General features: G+C 60.3%; 17 protein-coding genes and 3 tRNA genes. 15 read left to right on the top strand and 5 right to left on the bottom strand.

Features of this window, described 5'->3' with window-relative positions; translation table 11 throughout:
- The first annotated feature begins 489 nt into the window (after window positions 1–489).
- The 5 genes from ACI6S0_RS03790 (at window position 490) to ACI6S0_RS03810 (ending at window position 11,153) form a co-directional block, all read left to right on the top strand.
- Entirely contained in the window at window positions 490–3,780 is a 3,291-nt protein-coding gene (locus ACI6S0_RS03790; RefSeq protein ID WP_434404991.1) for a MobA/MobL family protein, read from the top strand.
- A gap of 155 nt (window positions 3,781–3,935) precedes the next feature.
- A complete protein-coding gene (gene hsdR / locus ACI6S0_RS03795; protein WP_434404993.1) occupies window positions 3,936–7,313 on the top strand; it encodes a type I restriction-modification system endonuclease in 3,378 nt (1,125 codons plus the stop codon).
- On the top strand, window positions 7,314–8,780 hold the full coding sequence (locus ACI6S0_RS03800) for an N-6 DNA methylase (RefSeq protein ID WP_434404995.1): 1,467 nt from the start codon (window positions 7,314–7,316) through the stop codon (window positions 8,778–8,780).
- Complete coding sequence (locus ACI6S0_RS03805) at window positions 8,777–10,231, top strand: hypothetical protein (RefSeq protein WP_434404996.1); 1,455 nt, start codon at window positions 8,777–8,779, stop codon at window positions 10,229–10,231. The genes ACI6S0_RS03800 and ACI6S0_RS03805 overlap by 4 nt, the downstream gene beginning before the upstream one ends.
- A 4-nt stretch (window positions 10,232–10,235) precedes the next feature.
- Window positions 10,236–11,153, top strand: a complete 918-nt coding sequence (locus ACI6S0_RS03810) for a restriction endonuclease (RefSeq protein ID WP_375178077.1) — start codon at window positions 10,236–10,238, stop codon at window positions 11,151–11,153.
- A gap of 40 nt (window positions 11,154–11,193) precedes the next feature.
- On the opposite strand, the gene ACI6S0_RS03815 is transcribed toward ACI6S0_RS03810, so the two are convergent.
- Window positions 11,194–11,781, bottom strand: coding sequence for a recombinase family protein (locus ACI6S0_RS03815; protein WP_375178078.1), 588 nt, complete (start codon window positions 11,779–11,781; stop codon window positions 11,194–11,196).
- Between the two features lie 535 nt (window positions 11,782–12,316).
- Between ACI6S0_RS03815 and ACI6S0_RS03820 the strand changes: the two genes are divergently transcribed.
- The 3 genes from ACI6S0_RS03820 to ACI6S0_RS03830 are packed head-to-tail and all read left to right on the top strand — an operon-like array spanning window position 12,317 to window position 15,217.
- Entirely contained in the window at window positions 12,317–13,801 is a 1,485-nt protein-coding gene (locus tag ACI6S0_RS03820) for an AAA family ATPase (RefSeq protein WP_375178079.1), read from the top strand.
- A gap of 46 nt (window positions 13,802–13,847) precedes the next feature.
- Window positions 13,848–14,234 carry a hypothetical protein gene (locus tag ACI6S0_RS03825; RefSeq protein WP_375178080.1) on the top strand — a complete coding sequence of 129 codons (387 nt, stop codon included), beginning with the start codon at window positions 13,848–13,850 and terminating at the stop codon, window positions 14,232–14,234.
- On the top strand, window positions 14,222–15,217 hold the full coding sequence (locus ACI6S0_RS03830) for a tyrosine-type recombinase/integrase (RefSeq protein WP_313229694.1): 996 nt from the start codon (window positions 14,222–14,224) through the stop codon (window positions 15,215–15,217). Before ACI6S0_RS03825 ends, ACI6S0_RS03830 begins: the two co-directional genes overlap by 13 nt.
- A 112-nt stretch (window positions 15,218–15,329) precedes the next feature.
- Here the strand turns inward: ACI6S0_RS03830 and ACI6S0_RS03835 are convergent.
- Both ACI6S0_RS03835 and ACI6S0_RS03840 read right to left on the bottom strand, forming a co-directional pair.
- A tRNA-Pro gene (locus ACI6S0_RS03835) sits at window positions 15,330–15,406 on the bottom strand.
- Between the two features lie 104 nt (window positions 15,407–15,510).
- Window positions 15,511–15,786, bottom strand: coding sequence for a JAB domain-containing protein (locus ACI6S0_RS03840; RefSeq protein WP_434404998.1), 276 nt, complete (start codon window positions 15,784–15,786; stop codon window positions 15,511–15,513).
- Window positions 15,787–15,990: 204 nt separating this feature from the next.
- Between ACI6S0_RS03840 and thyA the strand changes: the two genes are divergently transcribed.
- From thyA to ACI6S0_RS03860, 4 genes are all read left to right on the top strand, one after another.
- Window positions 15,991–16,926: a thymidylate synthase gene (gene thyA, locus ACI6S0_RS03845; protein ID WP_434405899.1), complete on the top strand. Its 936-nt coding sequence runs from the start codon at window positions 15,991–15,993 to the stop codon at window positions 16,924–16,926.
- A gap of 117 nt (window positions 16,927–17,043) precedes the next feature.
- On the top strand, window positions 17,044–18,339 hold the full coding sequence (locus tag ACI6S0_RS03850) for a 3-methyl-2-oxobutanoate dehydrogenase (2-methylpropanoyl-transferring) subunit alpha (RefSeq protein WP_010337241.1): 1,296 nt from the start codon (window positions 17,044–17,046) through the stop codon (window positions 18,337–18,339).
- Window positions 18,340–18,392: 53 nt separating this feature from the next.
- On the top strand, window positions 18,393–19,397 hold the full coding sequence (locus ACI6S0_RS03855) for an alpha-ketoacid dehydrogenase subunit beta (RefSeq protein WP_099232408.1): 1,005 nt from the start codon (window positions 18,393–18,395) through the stop codon (window positions 19,395–19,397).
- A gap of 5 nt (window positions 19,398–19,402) precedes the next feature.
- The gene (locus ACI6S0_RS03860) at window positions 19,403–20,728 is read left to right on the top strand and encodes a dihydrolipoamide acetyltransferase family protein (RefSeq protein WP_434404999.1); all 1,326 of its coding nucleotides are present in this window, start codon (window positions 19,403–19,405) and stop codon (window positions 20,726–20,728) included.
- A gap of 45 nt (window positions 20,729–20,773) precedes the next feature.
- Here ACI6S0_RS03860 and ACI6S0_RS03865 read toward each other — a convergent pair whose 3' ends face one another.
- Complete coding sequence (locus ACI6S0_RS03865) at window positions 20,774–21,244, bottom strand: hypothetical protein (protein WP_434405001.1); 471 nt, start codon at window positions 21,242–21,244, stop codon at window positions 20,774–20,776.
- Window positions 21,245–21,409: 165 nt separating this feature from the next.
- On the opposite strand from ACI6S0_RS03865, the gene ACI6S0_RS03870 reads away from it, so the two are divergent.
- The 3 genes from ACI6S0_RS03870 (at window position 21,410) to ACI6S0_RS03880 (ending at window position 22,839) form a co-directional block, all read left to right on the top strand.
- Window positions 21,410–22,564: an AI-2E family transporter gene (locus tag ACI6S0_RS03870; RefSeq protein WP_004211703.1), complete on the top strand. Its 1,155-nt coding sequence runs from the start codon at window positions 21,410–21,412 to the stop codon at window positions 22,562–22,564.
- Window positions 22,565–22,605: 41 nt separating this feature from the next.
- A tRNA-Asp gene (locus ACI6S0_RS03875) sits at window positions 22,606–22,682 on the top strand.
- A gap of 80 nt (window positions 22,683–22,762) precedes the next feature.
- A tRNA-Asp gene (locus ACI6S0_RS03880) sits at window positions 22,763–22,839 on the top strand.
- 102 nt (window positions 22,840–22,941) lie between these two features.
- On the opposite strand, the gene aqpZ is transcribed toward ACI6S0_RS03880, so the two are convergent.
- Complete coding sequence (gene aqpZ, locus ACI6S0_RS03885; protein WP_048937381.1) at window positions 22,942–23,673, bottom strand: aquaporin Z; 732 nt, start codon at window positions 23,671–23,673, stop codon at window positions 22,942–22,944.
- Window positions 23,674–23,922 lie beyond the last annotated feature (249 nt).

The following is a 23,922-nucleotide window of genomic DNA, read 5'->3' on the forward strand; positions in this document are numbered from 1 at the left end:
GGCAGGTGCTCGAATAGTCGGGTTGTTCTGGCAGAAGCCTCACCGGATGTGCATCGAGAGACCCTTCATGTCGATGCAACCGACGATTTTGTCGTCGTCGAACGTGACATTTGTGGAGAGTATCGAGGCACCTCTGGCAAGCTGACCGCCGGCGCAGGGACGCCGACCAGCATAAAAAATATCTCGAACGCTTCGACCGAATTTCGCGCGCGTCAGTGCATTTCACGATTTCGAGAAATGAGCTAAAGCTATATAAAGAGCTAAATCTCTCATGGATTGGATTAGATTTATGTCTTCTTGCTGAGTTTGGGGGAGGAAATTTGCGCAATAACGCTAACCCTCAATTTGAAAATTGAGAGTTAGCATTGCTTATGTTTTGGAGTTTTGACCTAGATATATCTTTTGACTCGCTGTGCGAGTGGTCCTTCGGAAGAATTTTTAATGAGGGGGTGCTTCCGGAAGCATTGGGCAGACCGCTAAGAAGACGTTATGGTCATCGCCGCCAACATTCACTCGATCACGGACAAAGTCCGTCGCCTCATCGCGCTCAATGAGCGCGATGAGCTCGTTGGCAGTATCCGTTTCGGAAATTTCCGGAGGCCCATCGAACATGAAAAGGGCAAAAGCGGGAAGGGGCCGTTTGGCCAGCCCGTCGATTTCTTTATGCCGGTGGCACTGTCAGGGCGCGCCACGATGGCGAGTGGAGGATCATCGTTCCATTGCAAGTTTGAAAGCGTCGGAAGAGGCGGAGAGGTTGCTGGCCGAAGCCGCAAGAAAAGTGCTGCCTCTGGGCCGGACAAAAGGAAAGATGCGGCGGGCTTCGAAATCTATGTCGCGGAGGAAGCGGTGGCTTTGGAAGCGCCCGCAATCGGTTCGGACCAGTTTGAACGATATGCGGCTCTGCCCCCCTGCGAAACAGGGGACGAGTCAGACCACTCGCGCGTAGCAAGGGTCATATCGAATATTTCGGCAGATCCGGTCGTCCGGAGCGGGTTTTGGAAAGCGGTCGAACAGAATGAACGGCGCGCTTCGGCTCCACACGTTGCCTTTTTCCCGGACCGAGCGCCGTCGGCATTTTGGGAGGGCGCAAAGAAGGTACTGGCTGATGTTGAAGGTGTTCAGGATCCGCTGAGCAAGATTATCGCGCTGCAGACGACCGGCTTGGCACGCTCTGAACGGCTGCGTGATCGAAAGCCGGTTCGGGTAGATTGCGCCGCTGGGCTCGCAGCCTCGGTTCTCGAACGACTGTCCGCCATCGACGGCTGGGATGTGGATCGCCCCCCCGTGACGATACCTCGGACCCGGAATGGCCGCGTTCAGAACCGGTGGGTTTTTGAAATTCCAGTCGAGATTGCGGCCGCGCCCGAAGCCTTGGATCCTGTTCTTCGCGGCTTGGCCGCCACCTTCGATGACACAGGCACTATGTACACGTTGGTGTTGCATGATGCGGATGCCGATAATGATCGGCGCAATTCGCATGTGCATGTGATCAGTCACGACCGTGCCTGCAATTTCATTGAGTCTGCGGCGAAATGGGACATTGAACTCAGCGCCGCGGAGCGCAAAAAATACAACGTGAAGTTGGCAAAAAAGCGCCGCCCAGGAAAGGAATCGGATGGCGCGTATTGGGAGGCAGGCGCTCGAGATGTCGCTCAAATGCGGGCCCATTTTGCAGACCTTTGCAATGCAGAACTGGAAAAGTTGAAGGTCAAGCGCCGGCTAGATCCGCGAAGTTTCGTGGAGGCCGGCTTGCAACGAAAGCCGCAGATGCACATGGGGCCGGCGGCCGCGCGGCTTTCCAAATTCGGCGTCTCCACCGAAGTCGAAACTGAAAATATGTACAGGTCGCTTCAGGCTGAATTGAAAGAAATCGATGATCGGGAGCGGACGAGGTTTGCCGATCGCTTTGCGCTAGCGCAGCAGATGGCTGACGTTTTGGCAAAAGCAGACAAAAAAACTGACTGGTATCGTCATTTTGATCAAGCTTGGGACCGATTGCGTGACCTGCTTTACGCCGTCAAAGGTGCAGAAGCGGCACTTGAAACCCTGAAATTGTTCGAGCTCCTCGCCAAGTCACGCGCCGAACTGGTGCAGCGCAACTGTGACCGGATGCTTGCTGGCATTCGATCTGGTAAGGCCAAGCCTTCGATTGTGCGGGATCATGCCAAGATTGAACGTCGCCGTCACGAGGCTGTGGTGCACCTCCACCATGTCACGACGACTCTAGCGCCCTATGAGTCAGATCGGCGGACGGCCGAGCGTGACGTGCGGAAAATGGTTGAAGAAATCGAAGGCATACTCGCCGAATTTCGAGTAGAGCTGGAAAAGCTGTCGGGGCGCCAGCAGGCGGGCGCTCGTCTGGAAAGTACCCCATCAGTTCGTCCAATTACGTTGCGGTGGGCGGCTTTGCGCGAGCGCATCCTTCGCGACAAGCCCGTCATAATTCGTACCGCTGAAGGGTTTGACGTCCCAACGTTGGATGCCGCTAGCAGAGCGCTCTTGCGGTCTCAGCCTCTAGAAAAGAGGGCACCTGCCTTTCTTAAGTCACAACTTAAAATTCAGGATGCGGAAGTCGGGCGCTTGCGCGCGGCGATCAAGTCCCATGGTATCGAAGGATTGGCCAGACTTCCAACTGCAGCAGCACTATTGCAACGTTATAAAGGCCGCCCGGACGTTGCGGCACTCATAGCGGTTCAACCGAGGGGGAAGGAGGTTGCCAGTGAAACAAATGTCGTGGGCATGCTATCACCTTTCAGTCTCGGCGTGACCGAACCTGAGGTGGCCAATCAGGTGGAGAAGGAGCTCGATTCCTCTGGTGCGTCCCTTCAAGAGGCTGGAGGCGAGCTGCCTTGCTCCAAGCATATCTCTTCGGCCGAAGCAGCAGACGGCAATGTGAATACTGTACAGATTCCCCGAGCGAAGGGGGTGTTTGCTCAGGCTAGAGAAATCGCTGCCAGCAAATTGCAGGTGGGAAAGGTGGAGCTTGTCCGTGGGGTGGGACCGCGGGATCGACCCACTATGATGGACGGTCCACGAAAGAACGGAAGATACCTGAATCCGCAAGCGCTATCTGAAAGGGGCATTGCGCTCGATCATGAGCGTTCAGAAAAGTTGGCCGGACAGCTGATTGACCAGATGGTACCTGCCCTTCAGCCGGAGCCAAAACCCGACCCCGCTCGCGATGCGGCCGTAGAGAGCTTGAGGGTCGCTTTGCTATCGGACCCGTGCATGAGAGTGGTACATGAAAAGGGGCGCCTGAGAATCGCGCCGCAGGAATCGGGGTGGGACATAACCATTGAGGTATTTGGCGATCATCCAGTGATAGCCGCCGCGATGCGAGAGCGCGCAGCCTCTCCCTGGTTGGACGTGTCTGAAGCGAAGCGAGTGGATGTGGCCCAACGTGCGATTGCCGACCTGAAACTCGGGAAAAGCCGGACGGTTTGGCGGTCGGAGCAGGGGTGGGATGTGAAGCTTTCGGATCAGGCACTGGCTGATACACTGTCCTCATGGTCGACATACAAACCAATCGCGGATTTGTTGGCGCTCGCTGACATGTACTGGTCAAATCGCGAGCGGGAGGCGCCTGTGAAATCGCCGGCAGTCCAACGCCATCAGGACCGTCCTCAGGCGCAGAAGCATCAGGACCGTCCTCAGGCGCAGAAGACTGCTCAAATCTTCGACCAACAACGCTCAACAACGCTGACCGCTTCGGAAAGGGATGTCGAATTCGAGCGATTACAGGCCCTCGCCAACAGTTTGCGTGGCCAAAGGTCACGCTGATGGTGCCCGAGCGCGAGATTTTTCTGCCGCTGACAGGAATTTGCAAAATGTCTGATTTCTGGACGACTTAGCATTTGCCCTGGCGGATCGGTTCCAAGTACCACCTTAGTGTCGGATGTGTGAATTGTGGTGATGTCGACGGACGAGGGGGCGAGGTGGAATCGTTGAATTTCGGCTTCCTTGAGGCCCACGATAAGCAGTTGGTGACGTTGGGAGGGCTGGCGGAACGCTATTTCTCAAGCGATCCCTCAACCGCCATCGTCAAGCTCCGCCAGTTCGCTGAATTGATGGCGAAGATGGTCGCAGCGCATCACGCCGTTTATCGCGATGAGCGCGAAACATTCGAAGAAACCCTGCGCCGACTGTCGTATGATCGCCTAATCCCCAAGGAGGCCGCCGATATCTTTCATGCCCTGCGGAAAGCAGGCAACAGCGCCGTGCATGAAGCAAAGGGCAATCATTCCACTGCTCTGACGGCGCTGAAATTCGCTTGGTCGCTGGGCATTTGGTTTCATCGGACCTATGGCCGCGCTGCCAATTTCCAGTCTGGTGCTTTCGTCCCGCCGCGCCAGCCTGTTGATGCGACTGTTGCCCTGCGCGAAGAGATTGAAAAGCTCAGGCAGAAGGTGGCAGAAACAGAAGGCGACGCGGCTCGCGCTCGCCTTGAAGCAGAAGAACAGGCCCACGCGCGCGAGGCCATAGAAGTGAGATGGGCACGCGAGGCCGAGGAGCGAGCCGCCTGGGAGAAGATCGCCCAAGATATTGATGCCGAGAAGGCTGAAGTCACAAGCAAGCTCGCTGCCCTTCAAGCCGAAGCCGAAACTGTACCTCGCGCTGAGGCTGCACAATTGGTCGAGCGCGGCGAAAAGGCTGCGGTAAAAATCGATCTCGACGAAGCAGAAACCCGTGCGCTCATAGACCAGCAGTTGCGCGATCGTGGATGGGAGGTTGATACTCGCGACCTTCGATACAGCAACGGTGTTCGCCCTGCTAAGGGCCGCAATCTCGCCATCGCTGAGTGGCCGACCGCAAACGGTCCCGCTGACTATGCCCTGTTCGCTGGCACGAATCTGATCGGCGTTGTGGAGGCGAAGCGGCGGCGGAAGAATGTATCAGCCGCGATCGACCAGGCTCAGCGATACTCGACCGGATTCAGAGACAGTGCCGATTTCAGCTACGCAGGAGGCCCTTGGGCTGAACACAAAGTGCCATTTGTGTTCAGCGCGAATGGCCGATCTTATCTCAAGCAGATTGAGACGGAGAGCGGCATCTGGTTCCGCGATACCCGCCGCGCCGCGAACCATCGCCGTGCATTGGTAGACTGGCCAACACCCGAAGGCCTCACCGGGCAGCTCGAAGTCGATCAGGACGCGGCGGATGCGGCGCTTAGGGCGCAGCCATTCGAATTCGGTTTCCCGCTTCGCCATTATCAGGAAAGCGCGATCCGCTCCGTAGAGAGTGCCTTGTCTGCCGAACAACGCGCCGTCCTGGTCGCTATGGCGACCGGCACCGGCAAGACCAAGCTCGCCATCGCCATGTTGTACCGCTTGCTGTCTGCCAAACGGTTCCGGCGCATCTGCTTCGTGGTCGATCGGAGCGCTCTTGGCGATCAGACCGAGGGCGAATTTTCGACCACCAAGGTCGTGTCCGGCAAGACATTTGCCGAAATCTTTGGCCTCAAGGGCTTGGGCGACGTGACCCCGGATGTGGAAACCAAAGTCCACATCTGCACGATTCAGGGTTTGGTGAAGCGAGTCCTGTTCGCTGCCGATGGCGCATCCGTGCCGCCCGTCGATCAATATGACCTGATGGTCATCGACGAATGCCATCGCGGCTATCTGCTCGACCGGGAAATGTCCGATGCCGAACTGAGCTTCCGGGGGCAGGACGATTATATCTCGAAATATCGGCGCGTGCTGGACTATTTCGACGCGGTAAAAATTGGCCTGACTGCCACGCCCGCGCTGCACACCACGGATATTTTCGGCGATCCGGTCTTCACCTATTCGTACCGTGAGGCGGTGGTCGATGGCTTCTTGATCGACCATGAGCCGCCGATCCGCATCGAAACCGCGCTGGCGCGTGCGGGTATTATGTTCCAGAAGGACGAGGAGCTTGAACTGCTCAACACTCGGACCGGCGAAGTCGATCTGGCCCACGCGCCTGACGAAATCCGTTTTGAGGTCGAGGCATTCAACAGGCAGGTTATCACCCCGGAGTTCAACCGCGTCGTGGCAGAGGAACTGGCGCGGCACATCGATCCGGCGCTACCCGGCAAAACGCTGATCTTTGCCGCGACCGATGCCCATGCGGACATGGTGGTCAGCGCCATCAAGACTGCTTTCGCCGAGCAATATGGCGAGATCGACGACGCAGCCGTGAAAAAAATCACGGGCAGCGTGGACAAGGTGAAGAACTGGATTCGCTCGTTCCGCAACGATGCCAACCCGCAAATCGTCGTCACCGTCGATCTGCTCACCACCGGCATCGACGTGCCGAAGATCACGAACCTCGTGTTCCTGCGCCGCGTGAACAGCCGCATTCTGTATGAACAGATGATCGGCCGGGCGACCCGCCAGTGTCCGGAAATAGGCAAGGAGATTTTCCGGATTTTCGACGCCGTCGATCTCTATCCCCACCTTCAGAACATGACCGACATGAAGCCTGTCGTCGTCAACCCGTCGATCAGCTTCGCCCAGCTCGTCCGCGAAATGACGGAGGCGCAGAACGATGAGCAGCGGGAGGCCATTCGCGAGCAGCTTGCCGTAAAATTACGCCGCCGGATCAAGAAGCTGACCGATGAGGCAAGGCAGCAGTTCGAGGCCGCAGCGGGCGAAACGCCGGAGGCGATGCTGCAACGGGTGATGTCCGGTGATGCACCGGGTCTTGCCGCCTGGCTGAAGGACCGCGCCGCGATTGGCCCCATCCTCGACTGGCAGGCTGATGGCGATAATCCGGGCTATGTCCCGATTTCCCACCATCAGGATCAGGTCGTCGATGTGTCGCGCGGTTATGGCAGCGGTGCGAAGCCAGAGGATTTTCTAGATAGTTTCGCCGCCTTCGTGCGCGACAATATCAACACCATCGCCGCACTGAAGCTCGTCGTACAGCGGCCCCGCGATCTTACCCGAGCCGATCTGAAGGAACTGCGCCTCGCCTTGGACTCGAAGGGCTTTTCCGACGCCAATCTGCGCCGCGCCTGGGCCGATGCCCGCAATGAGGAAATCGCCGCCTCGGTCATCGGCTTCGTGCGTCAGGCCGCGCTGGGCGATGCTCTGATACCCTATGAAGACCGTGTTCGCGACGCCATGCGCACCATCATGGCGAGCCGTGCATGGACCGACCCGCAGAAACGCTGGCTCAAGCGGATCGGTGACCAGATTGAAAAAGAAATCGTGGTGGACCGTGCGGCCATCGACAAGGAGCCGTTCATCGCCGATGGCGGCTTCAATCGCCTGAACAAGGTGTTCGGCGGGGAGCTGGAAAGCATCCTCGCCGGGATCAACGAAGAATTGTGGAAGAAGACCGCGTAAATGAGCACCACCACTGATATCGTCGCCAAGCTATGGGGCCTGTGCAACGTCCTGCGCGACGATGGCGTCACCTATAATGAATATGTGACGGAGCTGACCTACCTGCTGTTCCTCAAGATGCTGGAGGAAACCGGCAAGGAAGAGCGGCTGCCGGAAGGGTGGCGCTGGGGCCTGCTCGCCAAGCGCGAGGGCATGGAACAGCTCGATTATTACAAGGCGATGTTACTCGAACTCGGCAAGGCGAAGGACGCGCTGGTCGGCGCGATCTTCATCGACGCCCAGACCCGCCTGCGCAAGCCGACCAACTTGAAGGCGCTGACCTCCAACATCGATCAGCTCGACTGGTTCTCTGCCCGCGAAGAGGGGCTGGGCAACCTGTATGAAGGCCTGTTGGAAAAGAACGCGGCCGACAAGAAATCCGGTGCCGGGCAATATTTCACGCCGCGCCCGCTCATCGACTGCATCGTGCGCCTGATGCAGCCGCAGCCAGGGGAAGTGATCCAGGACCCGGCAGGCGGAACGGCGGGTTTCCTCGTCGCCGCCGACCGCTACATCAAGGATCACACCGACGATCTCTACACGCTGACCGAGCAGCAGGCCTTTTTCCAGCGGCACAGCGCCTTTTCTGGTGCGGAACTGGTGCCGGATACCCATCGCCTGAGCATGATGAACCTGCTGCTGCACGGCATCGAAGGCGGCATGGAGAATATCGACACGCTCTCCCCCGATGGCGAGGCGCTGCCGAAGGCTAATCTGATCCTGACCAATCCGCCCTTTGGCACCAAGAAGGGCGGAGGGCGTCCGACCCGATCCGATTTCTCGATCACGGCGGATACGTCGAACAAGCAGCTTGCCTTCGTTGAGCATATCGTGCGCGCACTGGCCCCCGGCGGCCGCGCTGCCGTGGTCGTCCCCGATAACGTGCTGTTCGAGGATAATACCGGCCGTCGCCTGCGCACCTGGCTGATGAACCTGTGCGACTTGCACACGATCCTGCGCCTGCCGACCGGCATTTTCTATGCGCAGGGCGTCAAGACCAACGTGCTGTTCTTCCGGCGCGGCAAAAGCGACAAGGGCAACACCAAGGCGGTCTGGGTGTATGACATGCGGGCAAATGCTCCTGCCTATGGCAAGACTCGCCCGCTGACGGTTGCCGACTTCGCGGATTTCGAGGCTGCTTATGGCACGGATGCCAACGGCGAAGCTGCCCGGCAGGATCAGGGGGAAGACAGCCGCTGGCGCAAGTTTGATCGCGCAGTCGTCACAGACCGTAAGGACAATCTCGACATCAGCTGGCTTCGCGATACCGAAGCGGAAACCGAAGAGGCGCTGACCGAACCGGAGGACATTGCCGCCGCCATCATCGGCCATCTGAAAGCAGCCTTGGAGGAAATTGAAACGCTGTCGGACGAGTTGGAGCCGGATAGCGTTGAAGAGGCCGCTGCCGTTGCGGAGGCGGCAGAATGAGTGCGTTGCCGCAGGGGTGGGTGGCAACGACTTTGGGCGAGATTGTGACTTTGCGAGGGGACAAGGTCGATCCAGCCAGCATCCCCGAAAAATCGTTTATCGGCCTTGAAGATATCGAACCTCACACCTCTGCGATTTTGCGAGTTGGGCAGGCATCGGAAGTCAAGAGTTCTGTAGCCTGCTTCGAAGCCGGTGACGTGCTTTACAGTCGCCTACGACCTTACCTCAACAAGGTGGCTCGACCTGACTTTCCGGGCGTGGCTTCTGCCGAAATTCTCGCGCTGAAGCCGAGTGATGCCGCTGAAGCGGAATTTGTGCGTCGTAATATCATGACTAGAGGATTTCTCGATTTCACGGCTATGCTCGACAAGGGAGATCGGCCGCGTGTCAGTTATGATGAAATCGCCGCATTTCAGCTTTCTCTCCCGCCGGTCCCGGAGCAGCGGCGGATCGTGGCGAAGATCGACAGCCTCACCGGCAAATCCAAACGCGCCCGCGACCATCTCGACCACATCCCCCGCCTCGTCGAAAAATACAAACAAGCCATCCTCGCGGCCGCATTCCGGGGTGATTTGACGCGTGAATGGCGCAAAAAGAATGATCCCGAGCCACTGTCCGCGACGACGGTTTCGCACGAACGTAGGAGATTGCTAGAGGCGCATGAGCAGCGTTTGAAACAATGCGATAGCATCAGCGTAGTCGAGACCGACCGACCTTTTAAACTTCCTGCTGGCTGGAATTGGGTTCGGGCTGAGGCAATCTGTGGCTTCATAACAAAAGGTTCGACACCTGGATCAAAGTTGATGTCGCCCAGCGATGGCGAAGTTCCTTTTATTAAGGTCTACAATCTTACCTTTGACGGCACACTTGATTTCTCGGTCGACCCTACATTTGTTTCCAACGCCACTCACAAAGGTTTTCTCGGGCGCTCTAAGGTTCTCCCCGGCGACGTTTTGATGAATATCGTAGGACCGCCGTTAGGAAAGGTCAGTGTCGTTCCAAGCCAACACGCAGAGTGGAACATCAACCAAGCCATTGCGGTTTTTCGTGCGATTCCTTCGGTTCTGCCAGCATATCTATCTCGATGGCTGCTTACGGATGTCCTCACGAGATGGGCAGTGTCCAAATCGAAAGCGACCGCTGGTCAAAGCAATCTAACGCTGGAAATATGTCGCAATCTTCCGGTGCCACTATGCTCATACGCGGAACAAGTCGAAATCGTACGGAAGATTGATACCGCTATGTCTTGGGTAAATCGCCTCGCAGGCGATGCCAACAGCGCCTACAAGCTGATCAATCACCTCGATCAATCGGTGTTGGTCAAGGCCTTCAAAGGCGAACTGGTGCCACAAGACCCCGCCGACGAACCCGCCAGCGTCTTGCTCGACCGCATTCGAGCGGAGCGCGCTGCCGCGCCAAAGGTCAAGCGCGGCCGTAAGAAGACTGCCTGATTCCATGGCCATTCCCGATTATCAGGCATTGATGCTGCCGGTCCTGCGCCTCGCCGCTGCTGACGAACAGCGCGTGGCCGATGCCGCCGAACGCATTGCCGATGATCTCGGCCTCAGCCTTGACGAACGCGAGGAAATGCTGCCCAGCGGACGGCAACGCCTGCTCCACAACCGCATCCATTGGGCGAAATTCTATATGTCCAAGGCGGGCCTCGTCACGTCGCCGAAACGGGGCCGCTTCATCGCGACCGATGCGGGGCGGGCGCTGCTGGCATCCAATCCCCCGCGTATTGGCGTGAACGAGTTGAAGGACTATGAAGGCTTCCGCGAATTTTACAGCGGGCAGAAATCCGCTGACAACGATACCGCTCCTGCCGTCAGCAGCCCGTCAGTCGAAACCGGCACGCCGGAGGAGCAGATTGAAGCCGCCTATCAGGCCATGCAATCGGCGCTCCAGGCGGAACTGCTGGAACGCATCGTTCAAAACAGCCCGGCCTTCTTCGAGCAACTGATCGTCGATCTGCTGATCGCCATGGGCTATGGCGGATCCCACAAGAATGCGGCAACTCAACTCGGTCGTTCTGGCGACGGCGGCGTGGACGGCGTCATCAACGAGGACAGGTTGGGTCTGGACCGGGTCTATGTACAGGCCAAACGCTATGCCGACACGACGGTCGGCCGTCCCGATGTGCAGGCGTTCGTCGGCAGCCTGGTCGGCCATGGCGCGACCAAAGGCGTGTTCGTTACCACCTCCACCTTCAGCAGCCAGGCGCGGGATTATGTCAAACACCTCGCCCAACGCGTGATTTTGATCGACGGGGACCGGCTGACCGACCTGATGATCGAATATGGCGTGGGTGTCCGTGTCAGCCGCAAGATCGAATTCAAGCGGCTTGACGAGGATTTCTTCGCAGACCAGTGATCCAAGTGGTCCCATCGCAGTGGGACCATGTTGCGTACGGTCACTTTCCTTTGCTCGTGCGGCAATAGCGTTTCACCGTGGAAGGCGAGATTCCGAACTGCCGACAGGTCACGGCAATGCTGGCATTGTTTTCTTGGCGCCATTGGCGAACTTCGGTAGGATCGCACGCCTGCGGTCTGCCCAGACTCTCTTTGCCACGGTGAGTGCGGCCCATAGCGGCTATGGATCGCATGGCTGCGGCACGGCCTGCTTGAGTGCGCTCAAAGATCCGCTGTCTTTCCATCTCAGCGATTTGAGCAAGGACCGCGATGATTAGCTCTCCCACGCCTCGACCGATTGGCCCCAATCCACGAACGTGGAGCGTAACGCCTTTTTCTAACAGTTCTCGGACATTCGTCTGAATGTCGATGGCATCGCGGCCAAGGCGATCTACTGCGTAGAGGTAAAGAGTGTCCCCCTCACGGACATATTGCAGCATTGCGGAAAACCCCGGCCGGCTCTGCGCCATGGTAGATCCGCTGACGGCATTATCTACGAATTCTCGGTCGAATGGTCCCTCCATTTTTGCGCGCTGGGCATCGATTAGCTGATCTGCGGTCGACACTCGGAAATACGCAACTCGGCTCACTTCTTTTTCCTTTCAGGGTCAAAACTTACCCTGACCTTTTCAAGCCTAGTTCTTTTCCCTTCTCGGTATCTTTCGACCCCGAAAGTCACCGCAAAACAGCCCTCGGCCAAAACTTAGAAGTTCTGGACTCGCGATTTTCTTCGGAACGGATTTAAAATAGTTCGGTCTGGATCGGACCGTCCAACCGCGTCAGCCGCGCAGCAACGGTCTTTATACCGACCGAGGCAGCGGCCAGTCGGATGGGCTATGACAGGGAACTGAGATTAAGCAGCGAGCGACTGAGCGTTGCACTCTGCGCGTGCGAGCTCGAAATTTCCATACCGAGCATCACTGCCTGAGTTACCGAAAGGGTAGGGGGCAGAGGGAGAGTTGAGGACTAAAGCTCCTCTCTCTCCCTCTGCCCCCTACCCCCGTTCGGATTTGTATCAGGGAAAGGTGTTACTAAAAGGTAAACGAACTCTGATTTAGGAAATTTTATAATTATAGCAATCGGTTAACTATCGCCATCTAGGGGGTGCCTACGGAAGGAATTAGCATGAGCGATGAGAATTGGACCGTACTCGCGCGGCGAGGCGCCTATAACGCAAGCGCAGCGGCAAAAGCCGACTTCGTCATGGACTGGGCTATCGACGGGCTTCTGCCTGCCACGGGCGCTACTGTGCTGTTTGGAACCGGCAGTACCGGGAAAACGCAGCTTCTGCTTTGGCTTGCGATGCATATCGCGGCACGCGGCGAGCAAAAGCCCGAAAAATGGCTCGATGCAAAAGTGAGAGCTACGGGCAAGATCTTGGTTCTCTCCGCCGAAGATCTACGAGAGCACTTGTTCAAGCGCATCGGCGATATCGCATGGTGGATGAGCGAGCAAACCGGCTGGGCCGAGGAGCAGATCGAGGACGTCTGCTCCAGAATCCATGTGATGCCATTCCTGTCGATGAGCAACGAAGAGTTCGGGGATTTAAACCCTTCCCTTTTTTCTCGAGTTGGAGACAAAGGCGAGTGGGGACCCACCCCGTCGCTCGACAGCATTGAGAAATTCCTCGATGAGGCGAATCGAGAGGCTGTCGCTAGTGGCCGACCAGAAGATCGCTTCGTAGGCGTCGTTCTCGATTCGGCGGTTTCGATGGCCGGGTTTGAAATGTCGCATTCCGAGGCGACTACCAACTTCCTCTTCCATCTAAACCGCATGTCGCGTCGGCAGGGAATGTTCTGGGCTATCATCGGTCACACGCCGAAGGATGCGGCCAAAAAGACCGACGATCCAGCCGTTGAACGGCTGCGAGGGTCAGCCATGTGGTCAACCACGCCTCGCACAGTGATCGAACTGCGCTGTGCCACGCAAAATGACAATGTAGACCAGGTGCTGGTCCAATACCCCCAATTGAGCGTTCGTGACGTGCTGTTTCTGTCGACAGCGAAGGCCAATTCAATGGGCGCAGATTTGCGCCCGCGCGCGCTTGTTCGTGTGAAGGAACATGGCGCTTTTATTGACATATCAGAACAGTTTCCAGGAATTTTTGAGCGCAACGCCAAGTCGTTTGGTGAGGCGGACCACGCTGGGCCGCGCAGGCCAATCGATCAGGACCAAACTTGGCTTGCCATTATTGACCTAGTGGCTTGGATTACTGAAAGCGGTCGCCCAGGTGTGAAGTTCAGCCGGAGAAATCTTCGTGATGCATTTGAACGGCATCAGCCGCGCAATGACGTTTTAAAATATGTTTCTCCTGAACATGAAGGGAAGCACTCGCGAACGGACTTCACTCTGGCGTGGTATTTGGCCCAACTGCGCGAATTCGGTGCGATATCCGACGCAAAGGCCGGGCAATTTGTAGTCATCAATCTCGAGGAGGCTCGCACTCGGTTCAGGCCAGCGAGCGGAGGTCCGAATGCTAGCTGGGCCTATTGGGAAGATGTTAACGAGGAGCCAATGGCCGCGGCCCCGGCGGATCAGAATGAAGCTGCTTCTGCAGCTGGGCCGGTTGGTGGAGAGCGTCTGCTCCCACCGCTGAGAAAAGAAGGATGAGAAAAGGCTTCTTGGATGTCGTGAAAGACATTCCAAGGAGGAAAAAGTGAGTTTTCACGATAAGTTACTGAGCAGGAAGGGGAGGGCGAAGGTCGGATCATCCATCAATATCCGCAATCCCGAAGATCTGTGCGACATTCAAAATCGCGGTATTAAAAACGCCAGCGCAATCGATACCCTGGTTCCCTTGGCTCGCCCGGCAATCGGCGGAGTTAACGGAACCGGGGTGAAGCCGGCTTCTGCCCATAAAGAAATCGAGGCCATGCTCGCAGAAGCGCCGCCTTTTTCAGTGCGATCGCTGGCGGCGCGATGGGATTGTTCCCAAGGTGCTGTGCGCAACCTCATCCGAGCGGGGAAAATCAGCCATTTCCGGATCGGCGACCTCATTCGCATCCCCGCAGAAGAAGTCGGGAGGTTCGAATGTCGCCAGTGATCCCCTACACGGTCCAAAAATTTCGAGGAGGTTATGCACTCGTCTGGTACGAAGATGAAAAGCGGCATCGTCGTCAATTGGCCTCTGTCGATCGCCCCAGCGCCGAAGCCGAAGCGCGCAAGCTCTGGGAGGAGAGGCATGAAACGCCTTGGACAGTCGGGCGGATCATCAAGGGGTACATCGATCATCTCGCATCAGAAGGAGTGTCTTCGCTCAGGCGTAGGCAGGACGCATGGAAGGCGATGTGCCACTTTTGGGAGAACGTGGATCCGGACTTGATAGACGCCGAAATGTGCAAAGATTATCGTGATGAACGGCCGGTCGCAGATGCGACTGCCCGCTATGAACTACTGATGCTCTCGACAGCTTTAAATTGGGCTGTCGACGGCAAGCACATTTCCCACAGGCGGGACGTCTGGCTTCCAAAGAAGGACGAGTATCAGGTTCGATATCTCGAACGCGATGAGTTCGAAAGATTCTTCGCGGCCGTCAAGGCGCCCCACGCCAGACTTTATGTACTCCTTGGCCTGCACACGATGGCGAGACCGAGTGCTCTTTTGCAACTCGAATGGCGTCAAGTCGATTTCAAGCGGCGGCAAATTGAACTGAACCCGCCAGGCAGGAAGCAAACATCAAAAAAGCGCCCGGTAGTGCCCATCAACTCAGCGCTTTATGAAGCTCTGATGGATGCCTATCCGGCACGTCAAGGGGCCACGATCATCGAGCGAGGTGCTCAACCGATCCAAAGCATCAAGAAAGCTTTCCAGGCTGCCAGCGAGCGTAGTGGCGTAAAAGCGACGCCGTACACCTTGCGTCACACGGGCGCAGTCTGGGCGGCAGAGGCCGGTGTGCCGATGCCTGATATCGCCCAATTCATGGGCCATGATGATGACCGCACCACTCAAAAGCACTACGCCCGATTTTCGCCGGGCTATCTCAGGCATGTCGGGGAGAAAATTGCTCAGCAGCGAAAAATTGAGTGAAGGTTCAAACTGAACCTTCCGCCCCTGTCCGCATTGAAATCTTATCGATACCCCGGACAGCAAAAAACCCAGCGTTTCCGCTGGGTTTCTATGCCTCACCCGAGGGTGAAAATGGTCGGGGAAAGAGGATTCGAACCTCCGGCCCCTGCCTCCCGAAGACAGTGCTCTACCAGGCTGAGCTATTCCCCGACCGGTGCCGAAGCCGCTTTTGGGGCGGCCCCGTAAGGCAGGAGTGCGCCTATAGAGAGGGGTTTGAGGGCTGGCAAGCCACCTGATGCGCTTTTTTGAAAATTCTACAAAAGACCCGCATCGCGGAAGCTGAAACAGCCGCTCGGCGTGTCGATCCGATGGTCGGCGAGGTGGATGTCGAGCGCCCGCAGCCGGCGGTGCAGGCTGCGGGTCAGGGCGATGTCGACCGGCTGCGGCGCCGCCGTGCCCCGCTGCTGGTGCAGGATGACCCGCCGGGCATCGCTGGCCAGCAGATGGGCGACCAGGCAGGGCCAGTTGCCATCAGGATGCAGCCGGTCGCGCGGCTGGCCGTCCTCGTCGAGAATCATCAATGTCAGCATCGCACCCCCTGGGCACGCAGCCTGTCAGCAATGGGCCGGGAGTGGAGACGCGGAATGATCCGTAGTGGCGGAACGGAGCGGGCCGGGATGGTAGTCGCATCCGTTATGGCGCGACCTTTGGCCGGGACAGCGGGGCAGGGGGGATGCTACATGGACGTGACGCCCAGATTCATTCCCATCCCAGGATCATCGACCTTGCACGCCATGTCGCAGCAGCCGCCCCATTATGAAGAGCAATATCTCGACCTGATGCGCCATATCTGGCGCCATGGCGACGAACGGATCGACCGCACCGGTGTCGGCACCCGGTCGATCCTGGGCGCGACCCTGCGATTCTCGCTGGCGGACGACGCGGTGCCGCTGCTCACCACCAAGCGGGTCTATTGGAAGGTCGCCGCGCGCGAGATGCTCTGGTTCCTGACCGGCGACACCAATATCCGCGAATTGGTGAAGCAGAATGTCCATATCTGGACCGACTGGCCGCTCGACAGCTACCGCAAGGCGACCGGCGAGAATATCGACCGCGACGCGTTCGAGGCGCGAATCATCGAAGACGAAGCCTTCGCCCGGCAATGGGGCGATCTCGGCCCGGTCTATGGCGCCCAATGGGTGAACTGGCCGCGCTACGAGCCGGCCGGCGACGGCCTGTTCCGCCGGGCAGCACAGGGCCACAACCAGATCGCCGCGCTGGTCGATGCGATTCGCACCAACCCCGGTTCGCGCCGCCTGCTCTTCACCGGCTGGAATGTCGCGGAAGTCGCGCAGATGGCCTTGCCGCCCTGCCACATGACCTATCAGTTCCAGGTGTCGGACGGCCGCCTCAACGGCCTGCTCTTCCAGCGCAGCTGCGACCTGGGATTGGGCTTTGCCTTCAACATCTTCGGCCTGTCGATGATCACCCGGATGCTAGCCCAGCAATGTGATCTGGAGCCGGGCGAGGTGGTCTGGCAGGGCGGCGACGTCCATCTCTACCTCAACCATGCCGAACTGGTGGAGGAGCAGATCAGCCGCACCCCGGCGGGTGCGCCAAAGCTGCGGATCAATCGCCGGCCTTCGAGCATTTTCGATTATGGGATCGAGGATTTCGAGGTGCAGGATTATGCGCCGCAGGCCCATATTTCCGCGCCCGTCGCCGTCTGAGGTGACAGCGAAGGCGACAGGCGAAAAGGAATTGGGTCAGTAAGGCTTGCCTTGCGCGGCGTTGAAATATAATAATTGCCACAAGCAATATTATTGCAACGCACAATAGGAGGCAGGATGACCGATTCGATCGAATCCGGCGCTGTGACGGACGGGCAGGGACGCAACCTGCCGCCGCTGCAGCTGCATGTGCCCGAGCCGCCCGCGCGGCCCGGCGAGAGCGCGGACTTTACCCATTTCGACATTCCCGCGGCTGACGCGGCACCGCGCCCGGACGAGGCAACCCATCCTTCGCAGATGCGCGACTTCGCCTATGGGCTGGTCCGCGTCCTGGATGAGGATGGCCATGCGGTCGGCGCCTGGGATCCCAAGCTGCCGGCCGACACGCTGCTCAAGATGCTGCGCTACATGGCGCTGACCCGCGCCTTTGACGGCCGCATGTTCCGCGCCCAGCGCCAGGGCAAGACCAGCTTCTACATGAAGTCGACCGGCGAGGAGGCGGTGTCGATCGGCGCCGCGCTCGCTTTGTCGCGCGACGACATGTGCTTTCCCTCCTACCGCCAGCAGGGCATATTGATCGCGCGCGACTGGTCCATCGTCGACATGATGAACCAGATCTACTCGAACAAGGGCGACCGGATGAAGGGCCGCCAGCTGCCGATCATGTATTCGGCGCGCGAGGCCGGCTTCTTCTCCATTTCCGGCAATCTCACCACCCAATATCCCCAGGCCGTGGGCTGGGCGATGGCGAGCGCGGCCAAGGGCGACACCCGCATCGCCGCCACCTGGTGCGGCGAGGGCTCGACCGCGGAGGGCGACTTCCATTCGGCCTGCACCTTCGCCAGCGTCTATCGCGCCCCGGTCATCATGAATGTGGTGAACAACCAGTGGGCGATCAGCAGCTTCTCCGGCTTTGCCGGTGCGGAGGCGACCACCTTCGCCGCCCGCGCGATCGGCTATGGCATTGCCGGGCTGCGCGTCGACGGCAATGACGTGCTCGCCGTCTATGCCGCCACCCGCTGGGCCGCGGATCGCGCCCGCGCCAATGGCGGTCCAACCCTGATCGAACATTTCACCTATCGCGTCGAAGGGCACAGCACGTCCGACGATCCGACCGCCTATCGCTCGGCCGAGGAAAGCAGCAAATGGCCGCTAGGCGATCCGATCGCGCGGCTGAAGCAGCATTGCATCACGCTGGGCATCTGGGACGAGGAACGCCACGCTGCGATGGACCAGGAACTGGCCGAGATGGTCCGCGACGCCGCGCGCGAGGCGGAAAAGAACGGCATATTGGGCCATGGCCTCCACCATCCGATGGAAAGCATGTTCCAGGACGTGTTCGAGGACATGCCCTGGCACCTGAAAGAACAGCAGCAGCAGATGCTCGACGAATGGAAGGCGGCAGGGCTGTGAACGACATGCGCATGGAAACGGTCGCCGCCGGCGGCCCGGACGAACCCGTCCAGATGAACATGATCCAGGCGATCAACAGCGCGCTGGACGTGATGATGGGCCGCGACCCCGACGTCGTGGTGATGGGCGAGGATGTCGGCTATTTCGGCGGCGTGTTCCGCGCCACCGCGGGCCTTCAACAGAAATATGGCAAGAACCGCGTGTTCGACACGCCGATCACCGAATGCGGCATCATCGGCGTCGCGGTCGGCATGGGTGCCTATGGGCTGCGGCCGGTGCCCGAAATCCAGTTCGCCGACTATATCTACCCCGCGCTCGACCAGCTCGTCAGCGAGGCGGCGCGGCTGCGCTATCGTTCGGCCGGCGAGTTCATCTCGCCGATGACGGTGCGCTCGCCCTTTGGCGGCGGCATCTTTGGCGGCCAGACCCACAGCCAGAGCCCGGAAGGCATCTTCACCCATGTGTCCGGGGTCAAGACGGTGATCCCGTCCACCCCCTATGATGCCAAGGGCCTGCTGATCGCGGCGATCGAGGATAATGACCCGGTCATCTTCTTCGAGCCCAAGCGCATCTATAACGGCCCGTTCGACGGCCATTATGACACGCCGGCCAAGAGCTGGGCGGGCCATGCAGATGCGCAGGTGCCGCAGGGCTATTATCGCATCGACCTCGGCAAGGCGCGGATCGCCCGACCCGGCGAGGCGCTGACCATCCTCTGCTATGGCACGATGGTCCATGTCGTCGAAAATACCGTGGCAAAGCTGGGCATCGATGCCGAAATCGTCGACCTGCGCAGCCTGGTGCCGCTCGACATCGAGACGATCGAGGCCTCGGTCAGGAAGACCGGCCGCTGCCTGATCGTGCATGAAGCGACGCGGACGTCCGGCTTTGGCGCCGAACTGTCGGCGCTGGTGCAGGAACGCTGCTTCTACCATCTCGAAGCGCCGATCGAGCGCGTCACCGGCTTCGACACGCCTTATCCGCACAGTCTGGAATGGGCCTATTTCCCCGGCCCCGTGCGCATCCGCGAAGCCATCAACAAGATCATGAAGGACTGAGCGCCATGGCTCTTTTCACATTCAAGCTGCCGGACATCGGCGAAGGCATTGCGCAGGCGGAGATTGTCGGCTGGCACGTCCAGGTCGGCGACCGGGTCGAGGAAGACCAGCCGATCGCCGACATGATGACCGACAAGGCGACGGTCGAGATGGAAAGCCCGGTCGCCGGCACCGTCGTCCGCCTGGCCGGCGAGCCGGGCGATCAGGTGTCGATCGGATCGATGCTGGTGGAGATCGAGACGGAAGGCGAGGGGACGGCTGCCGCCCCTGCGCCGTCGGTCGAAACGGTCGAGGCCGAGACCCCATTCCTCCCCGATACGGGGAGGGGGACCGTTCGCGAAGCGAATGGTGGAGGGGGGGCGCCGCTGGACGCGCCCGTCGAAGAACCGGCCATCACGCCCCAGCTTGCGAAAGCGGACAGCCCCCTCCACCAGCCTGCGGCTGGTCCCCCTCCCCGTGCCGGGGAGGATAGCCCCATCCTTGCCTCCCCCGCCGTCCGCGCACGCGCCAGGGAACTGGGTATCGACCTCGCGCTGGTGAAGCCCAATGGCGACCATATCCGCCACGCCGATCTCGACGCCTATCTGCTCTACGGTTCGGGGCAGGGCTATCGCCCGGCCGGCCGCACAGCACCGCGCGCCGACGAACAGGTGAAGGTGATCGGCATGCGCCGCCGCATTGCCGAGAATATGGCCGCGTCCAAGCGCCACATCCCGCACTTCACCTATGTCGAGGAAATCGACGTCACCGCGCTGGAGGAGGCGCGGGCGCAGCTCAACGCGCATCGCGGCGATCGGCCCAAGCTCACCATGTTGCCGCTGCTGATCGTGGCGATCTGCAGGACGCTGCCCGACTTCCCCATGCTCAATGCCCGTTATGATGACGAGGCGGGCGTGGTGACGCGCCATGGCGCCGTCCATCTCGGCATGGCGACGCAGACCGACGCGGGGCTGATGGTCCCGGTGATCCGCGACGCGCAGGACAGGAATGTCTGGCAGCTGGCGACCGAGATCCGCCGCCTCGCCGACGCCGCACGCAGCGGCAAGGCGACATCGGCCGAACTGTCGGGCTCCACCCTGACCCTGACCTCGCTCGGGCCCTTGGGCGGCATCGCCACCACCCCGGTCATCAACCGGCCCGAAGTGGCGATCATCGGCCCCAACCGCGTGATCGAGCGGCCGATGTTCCGGGGGAAGGAGATCGTCGCGGCAAAGCTGATGAACCTGTCGATCAGCTGCGACCATCGCGTCGTCGACGGCTGGGATGCGGCCAGCTTCGTCCAGGCCGTGCGCAAGCTGCTGGAAACGCCGGTCCTGCTGTTCGAGGGTTGATTGCACGGGATCGGGGCGGCCATTGTCGCTCCGGTCCCGCCGGCGTCAGCGCACCTGCGCCCGATAGGTCAGCCGTCCCGATTGTCCCGGCGCCACGCTGTCGGGCAGGCGCCAGCGTATATGGGTGATATCCTCGGGCGTGGCGCGGCGGACACCGCCCAGCGGCGTCGGCAGCCATAATTGCTCCAGTCGGCCCCAATGGGCGCCGCCATCGACCGATGCCTGCATGGCGGGATCGGTCAGGTCGAGCAGGGTGCCGCGCGGCACCTGGCGAACCACGGTCAGCCCATGGGCCGTCCGGCTGCCTTCATGGCGCCAGTCGACCACGACGATCAGCTGGTCGCCCGACATGGCGCGTTCGGCATTGGCGACGGTGCGGCGCGGGCGGCCATTAATGTCGGTCTGCACCCGTTCGACGAAGGTCCGGCTGTCGAGCCGCATGTCCTGCGCCCCGGCCTGCAAGGATGCGGTCATGCCTGCGATCAGGCCCAGGCCCGCGATCAACCTTCTTGCCATGCGATATCCCCCTTATCGAATGTCCGCATCTCCTACGGCCAGTCTCCCCAATATTTGGTTAAGCCCCTGTTTGCCGTCTTCCTGATGCGATTCGCCGATGGCATTTGACCGGCCGCAGCGCCGGGTGCAGAGCGGCAGGGCTGCTGTACAGGGGACGGATCGGGCGTGACCACCAACGAGGAACTGGAAGTCAATCGGCGGCGCGACCGTTTGCTGGCGTCGATCGCCTTGTCCTCGGGCGTCGGCCTGTTGCTGGCCTTGCCCTTCGCCCTGCGCGCGGGCGCCGAATTTTTCCTGCCGCTGACCGCCGCGCTGGTGATCGCGATCGCGCTGGTGCCGCTGCTCGAATGGCTGGAGCGGCGCGGGCTGCCCTCGGGCCTGTCGGCACTGCTGGCGGTCGTCGCCTTCCTCAGCGTCGCCAATACCGCGCTGGTGCTGATCGTGGTGCCGGCGACCGACTGGTTCCGCATCCTGCCCCAGCGTCTGCCCAAGATTCAGGCGACGCTGGCGCCGCTCATCGATTTCTATTCACAGGCCCAGCGATTCGTCGACGAAACCGTCCAGATGCTGGTCGCGGGTCCGGCATCGGTCGCGCACCGGGCGGCGGTGGAAACGCCCGGGTCGCTGCTGCAGTTCGCGGCCGCCTCCGCCCCGTCGGCGATCATCCAGATGGTGTTCGCGCTGCTCATCATCTATTTCTTCCTTGCCGGCTGGACCCGGCTGCGCCGTCGCACGATCAACAGCCGGGGCAGTTTCGACGGCGCCATGGCGGTCGCGCGGGTGATCCAGAATGTGGTCGACGCAACCTCCGCCTATGTGATGACGATCGCCACCATCAACCTGTGCCTCGGCCTCGCCGTGGCGCTGGCGCTCTGGCTGATCGGCATGCCATCGCCCTGGATGTGGGGCGGCATCGTCGCATTGCTCAACTTCATTCCCTATTTCGGTCCGATGCTGGCCGCCGTGCTGCTGGCGCTGGGCGGCCTCATGGTGTTCGACGATGTCTGGACAGCGCTGCTGCCCGCCTTTCTCCAGATCGGTTTCCATCTGGTGGAGGCCAATGTCATCACGCCCACCATCCTTGGCCGTCGCCTGACGATGAACCCACTGCTGATTCTCGTCTCGCTGACCTTCTGGGGCTGGGTCTGGGGCACGCCCGGCGCGCTGCTCGGCGTGCCGTTGCTCATCATCGTGCAGACCGTCGTGGCCGCCGCCGGCACCCCGGATATCGCCGGTTTCCTGTTCGAACAGGGGACGCTGACGGTCAGCCGTCGCAAAGAAAATGCAACAAGTGAAGAAACTGATGGCGAGGACGGTTGACAGCTTGGCCGGACCCGCATAGACGGCCGCCCACACCGAACGCGGGTGTAGCTCAGTTGGTTAGAGCGCCGGCCTGTCACGCCGGAGGTCGCGGGTTCGAGCCCCGTCACTCGCGCCACTTTCCCTGACCGGAAAGTTGGAAGGTAAACAGATTTGCATCATCTGGTGGCCATGGGTCACGATAGGATGCCGCCCTGCGCGGGTGTAGCTCAGTTGGTTAGAGCGCCGGCCTGTCACGCCGGAGGTCGCGGGTTCGAGCCCCGTCACTCGCGCCACTTCATTCCCGAAGTGATCCGATCGCCAGGCGATCCTTTTTCCCTCACATTGATACAGGCCAGCGGACCGACACCAACGGCATCGGCCCGTGACGATTCGTCTCAGAGATGCTCGCCCGTCACATGCGGTGGCAGCGGTTCGTTGGCGAGCCAGCGATAGACGCCGCCGGCGGCCAGCGCGCCGATGATCGGCGCCACCCAGAACAGCCAGAGCTGATGCAGCGCCAGTCCGCCGACCAGCAGGGCAGGGCCGGTGCTGCGCGCCGGATTGACCGATGTGTTGGTGACCGGGATGCTGATCAGGTGGATCAGCGTCAGCGCCAGGCCGATCGCGATCGGGGCAAAGCCCGCCGGCGCGCGGCTGTCGGTCGCGCCCAGGATGACGCTCAGGAAGCCGAAGGTCAGCACCATCTCGATCGCCAGCCCCGATGAGAGCGTATAGCCGCCCGGCGAATGCAGGCCATAGCCGTTGACCGCCAGGCCGTTGGGCGCCAACTCATAGCCCGGCTGGCCGCTGGCGATGAACAGCAGCAGGGCGGCTGCGATCACCGCGCCCACCAGTTGCACGACGATATAGGGGGCGATGTCGCGGGCCGGGAAGCGCCCGCCGGCCCACAGGCCGATCGTTACCGCCGGATTGAGGTGGCAGCCCGAAATATGGCCGATGGAAAAGGCCATGGTCAGCACCGTGAGGCCGAAGGCCAGGGCCACGCCCAGCAGGCCGATGCCGACATCGGGAAAGGCCGCCGCCAGCACGGCGCTGCCGCACCCGCCGAACACCAGCCAGAATGTACCGAAACATTCGGCAAACAACCGCTTGCTCAATGGAACCATCAACGCCTCCTGTTGCACTGTGCGCCTGCCACCGGACATGGCTTGGGACCGGTGCGGGGTGGCGCCGCCCGGAGAATGCAGGATGATCGAAGGGAGCCGTCCGCGGCATGGGCGGCCGATGCTGGTGACTGGCGCATGGACATGCCGTTGCCCCCGTTTCCGGCGAGCCGCCTGCATCGCGCATGGCCGCGATGCGTCCGCTATGGTCGCCTAACGCTCAGGGATAAGGCGAAACGCCATGGGCTGGGC

This window comes from Sphingobium sp. DN12 (assembly GCF_051058005.1).
GTDB lineage: Bacteria > Pseudomonadota > Alphaproteobacteria > Sphingomonadales > Sphingomonadaceae > Sphingobium > Sphingobium yanoikuyae.

Excerpts from the sequence above, each read along its gene's own strand:
- thyA (WP_434405899.1), top strand. The coding sequence starts at position 15,991 with ATGTCGCAGCAGCCGCCCCATTATGAAGAGCAATATCTCGACCTGATG.
- ACI6S0_RS03865 (WP_434405001.1), bottom strand. The coding sequence starts at position 21,244 with ATGGCAAGAAGGTTGATCGCGGGCCTGGGCCTGATCGCAGGCATGACC.
- ACI6S0_RS03840 (WP_434404998.1), bottom strand. The coding sequence starts at position 15,786 with ATGCTGACATTGATGATTCTCGACGAGGACGGCCAGCCGCGCGACCGG.
- ACI6S0_RS03820 (WP_375178079.1), top strand. The coding sequence starts at position 12,317 with ATGAGCGATGAGAATTGGACCGTACTCGCGCGGCGAGGCGCCTATAAC.
- ACI6S0_RS03855 (WP_099232408.1), top strand. The coding sequence starts at position 18,393 with ATGAACATGATCCAGGCGATCAACAGCGCGCTGGACGTGATGATGGGC.
- aqpZ (WP_048937381.1), bottom strand. The coding sequence starts at position 23,673 with ATGGTTCCATTGAGCAAGCGGTTGTTTGCCGAATGTTTCGGTACATTC.
- ACI6S0_RS03810 (WP_375178077.1), top strand. The coding sequence starts at position 10,236 with ATGGCCATTCCCGATTATCAGGCATTGATGCTGCCGGTCCTGCGCCTC.
- ACI6S0_RS03830 (WP_313229694.1), top strand. The coding sequence starts at position 14,222 with ATGTCGCCAGTGATCCCCTACACGGTCCAAAAATTTCGAGGAGGTTAT.
- ACI6S0_RS03805 (WP_434404996.1), top strand. The coding sequence starts at position 8,777 with ATGAGTGCGTTGCCGCAGGGGTGGGTGGCAACGACTTTGGGCGAGATT.
- ACI6S0_RS03850 (WP_010337241.1), top strand. The coding sequence starts at position 17,044 with ATGACCGATTCGATCGAATCCGGCGCTGTGACGGACGGGCAGGGACGC.
- ACI6S0_RS03800 (WP_434404995.1), top strand. The coding sequence starts at position 7,314 with ATGAGCACCACCACTGATATCGTCGCCAAGCTATGGGGCCTGTGCAAC.
- ACI6S0_RS03860 (WP_434404999.1), top strand. The coding sequence starts at position 19,403 with ATGGCTCTTTTCACATTCAAGCTGCCGGACATCGGCGAAGGCATTGCG.
- ACI6S0_RS03790 (WP_434404991.1), top strand. The coding sequence starts at position 490 with ATGGTCATCGCCGCCAACATTCACTCGATCACGGACAAAGTCCGTCGC.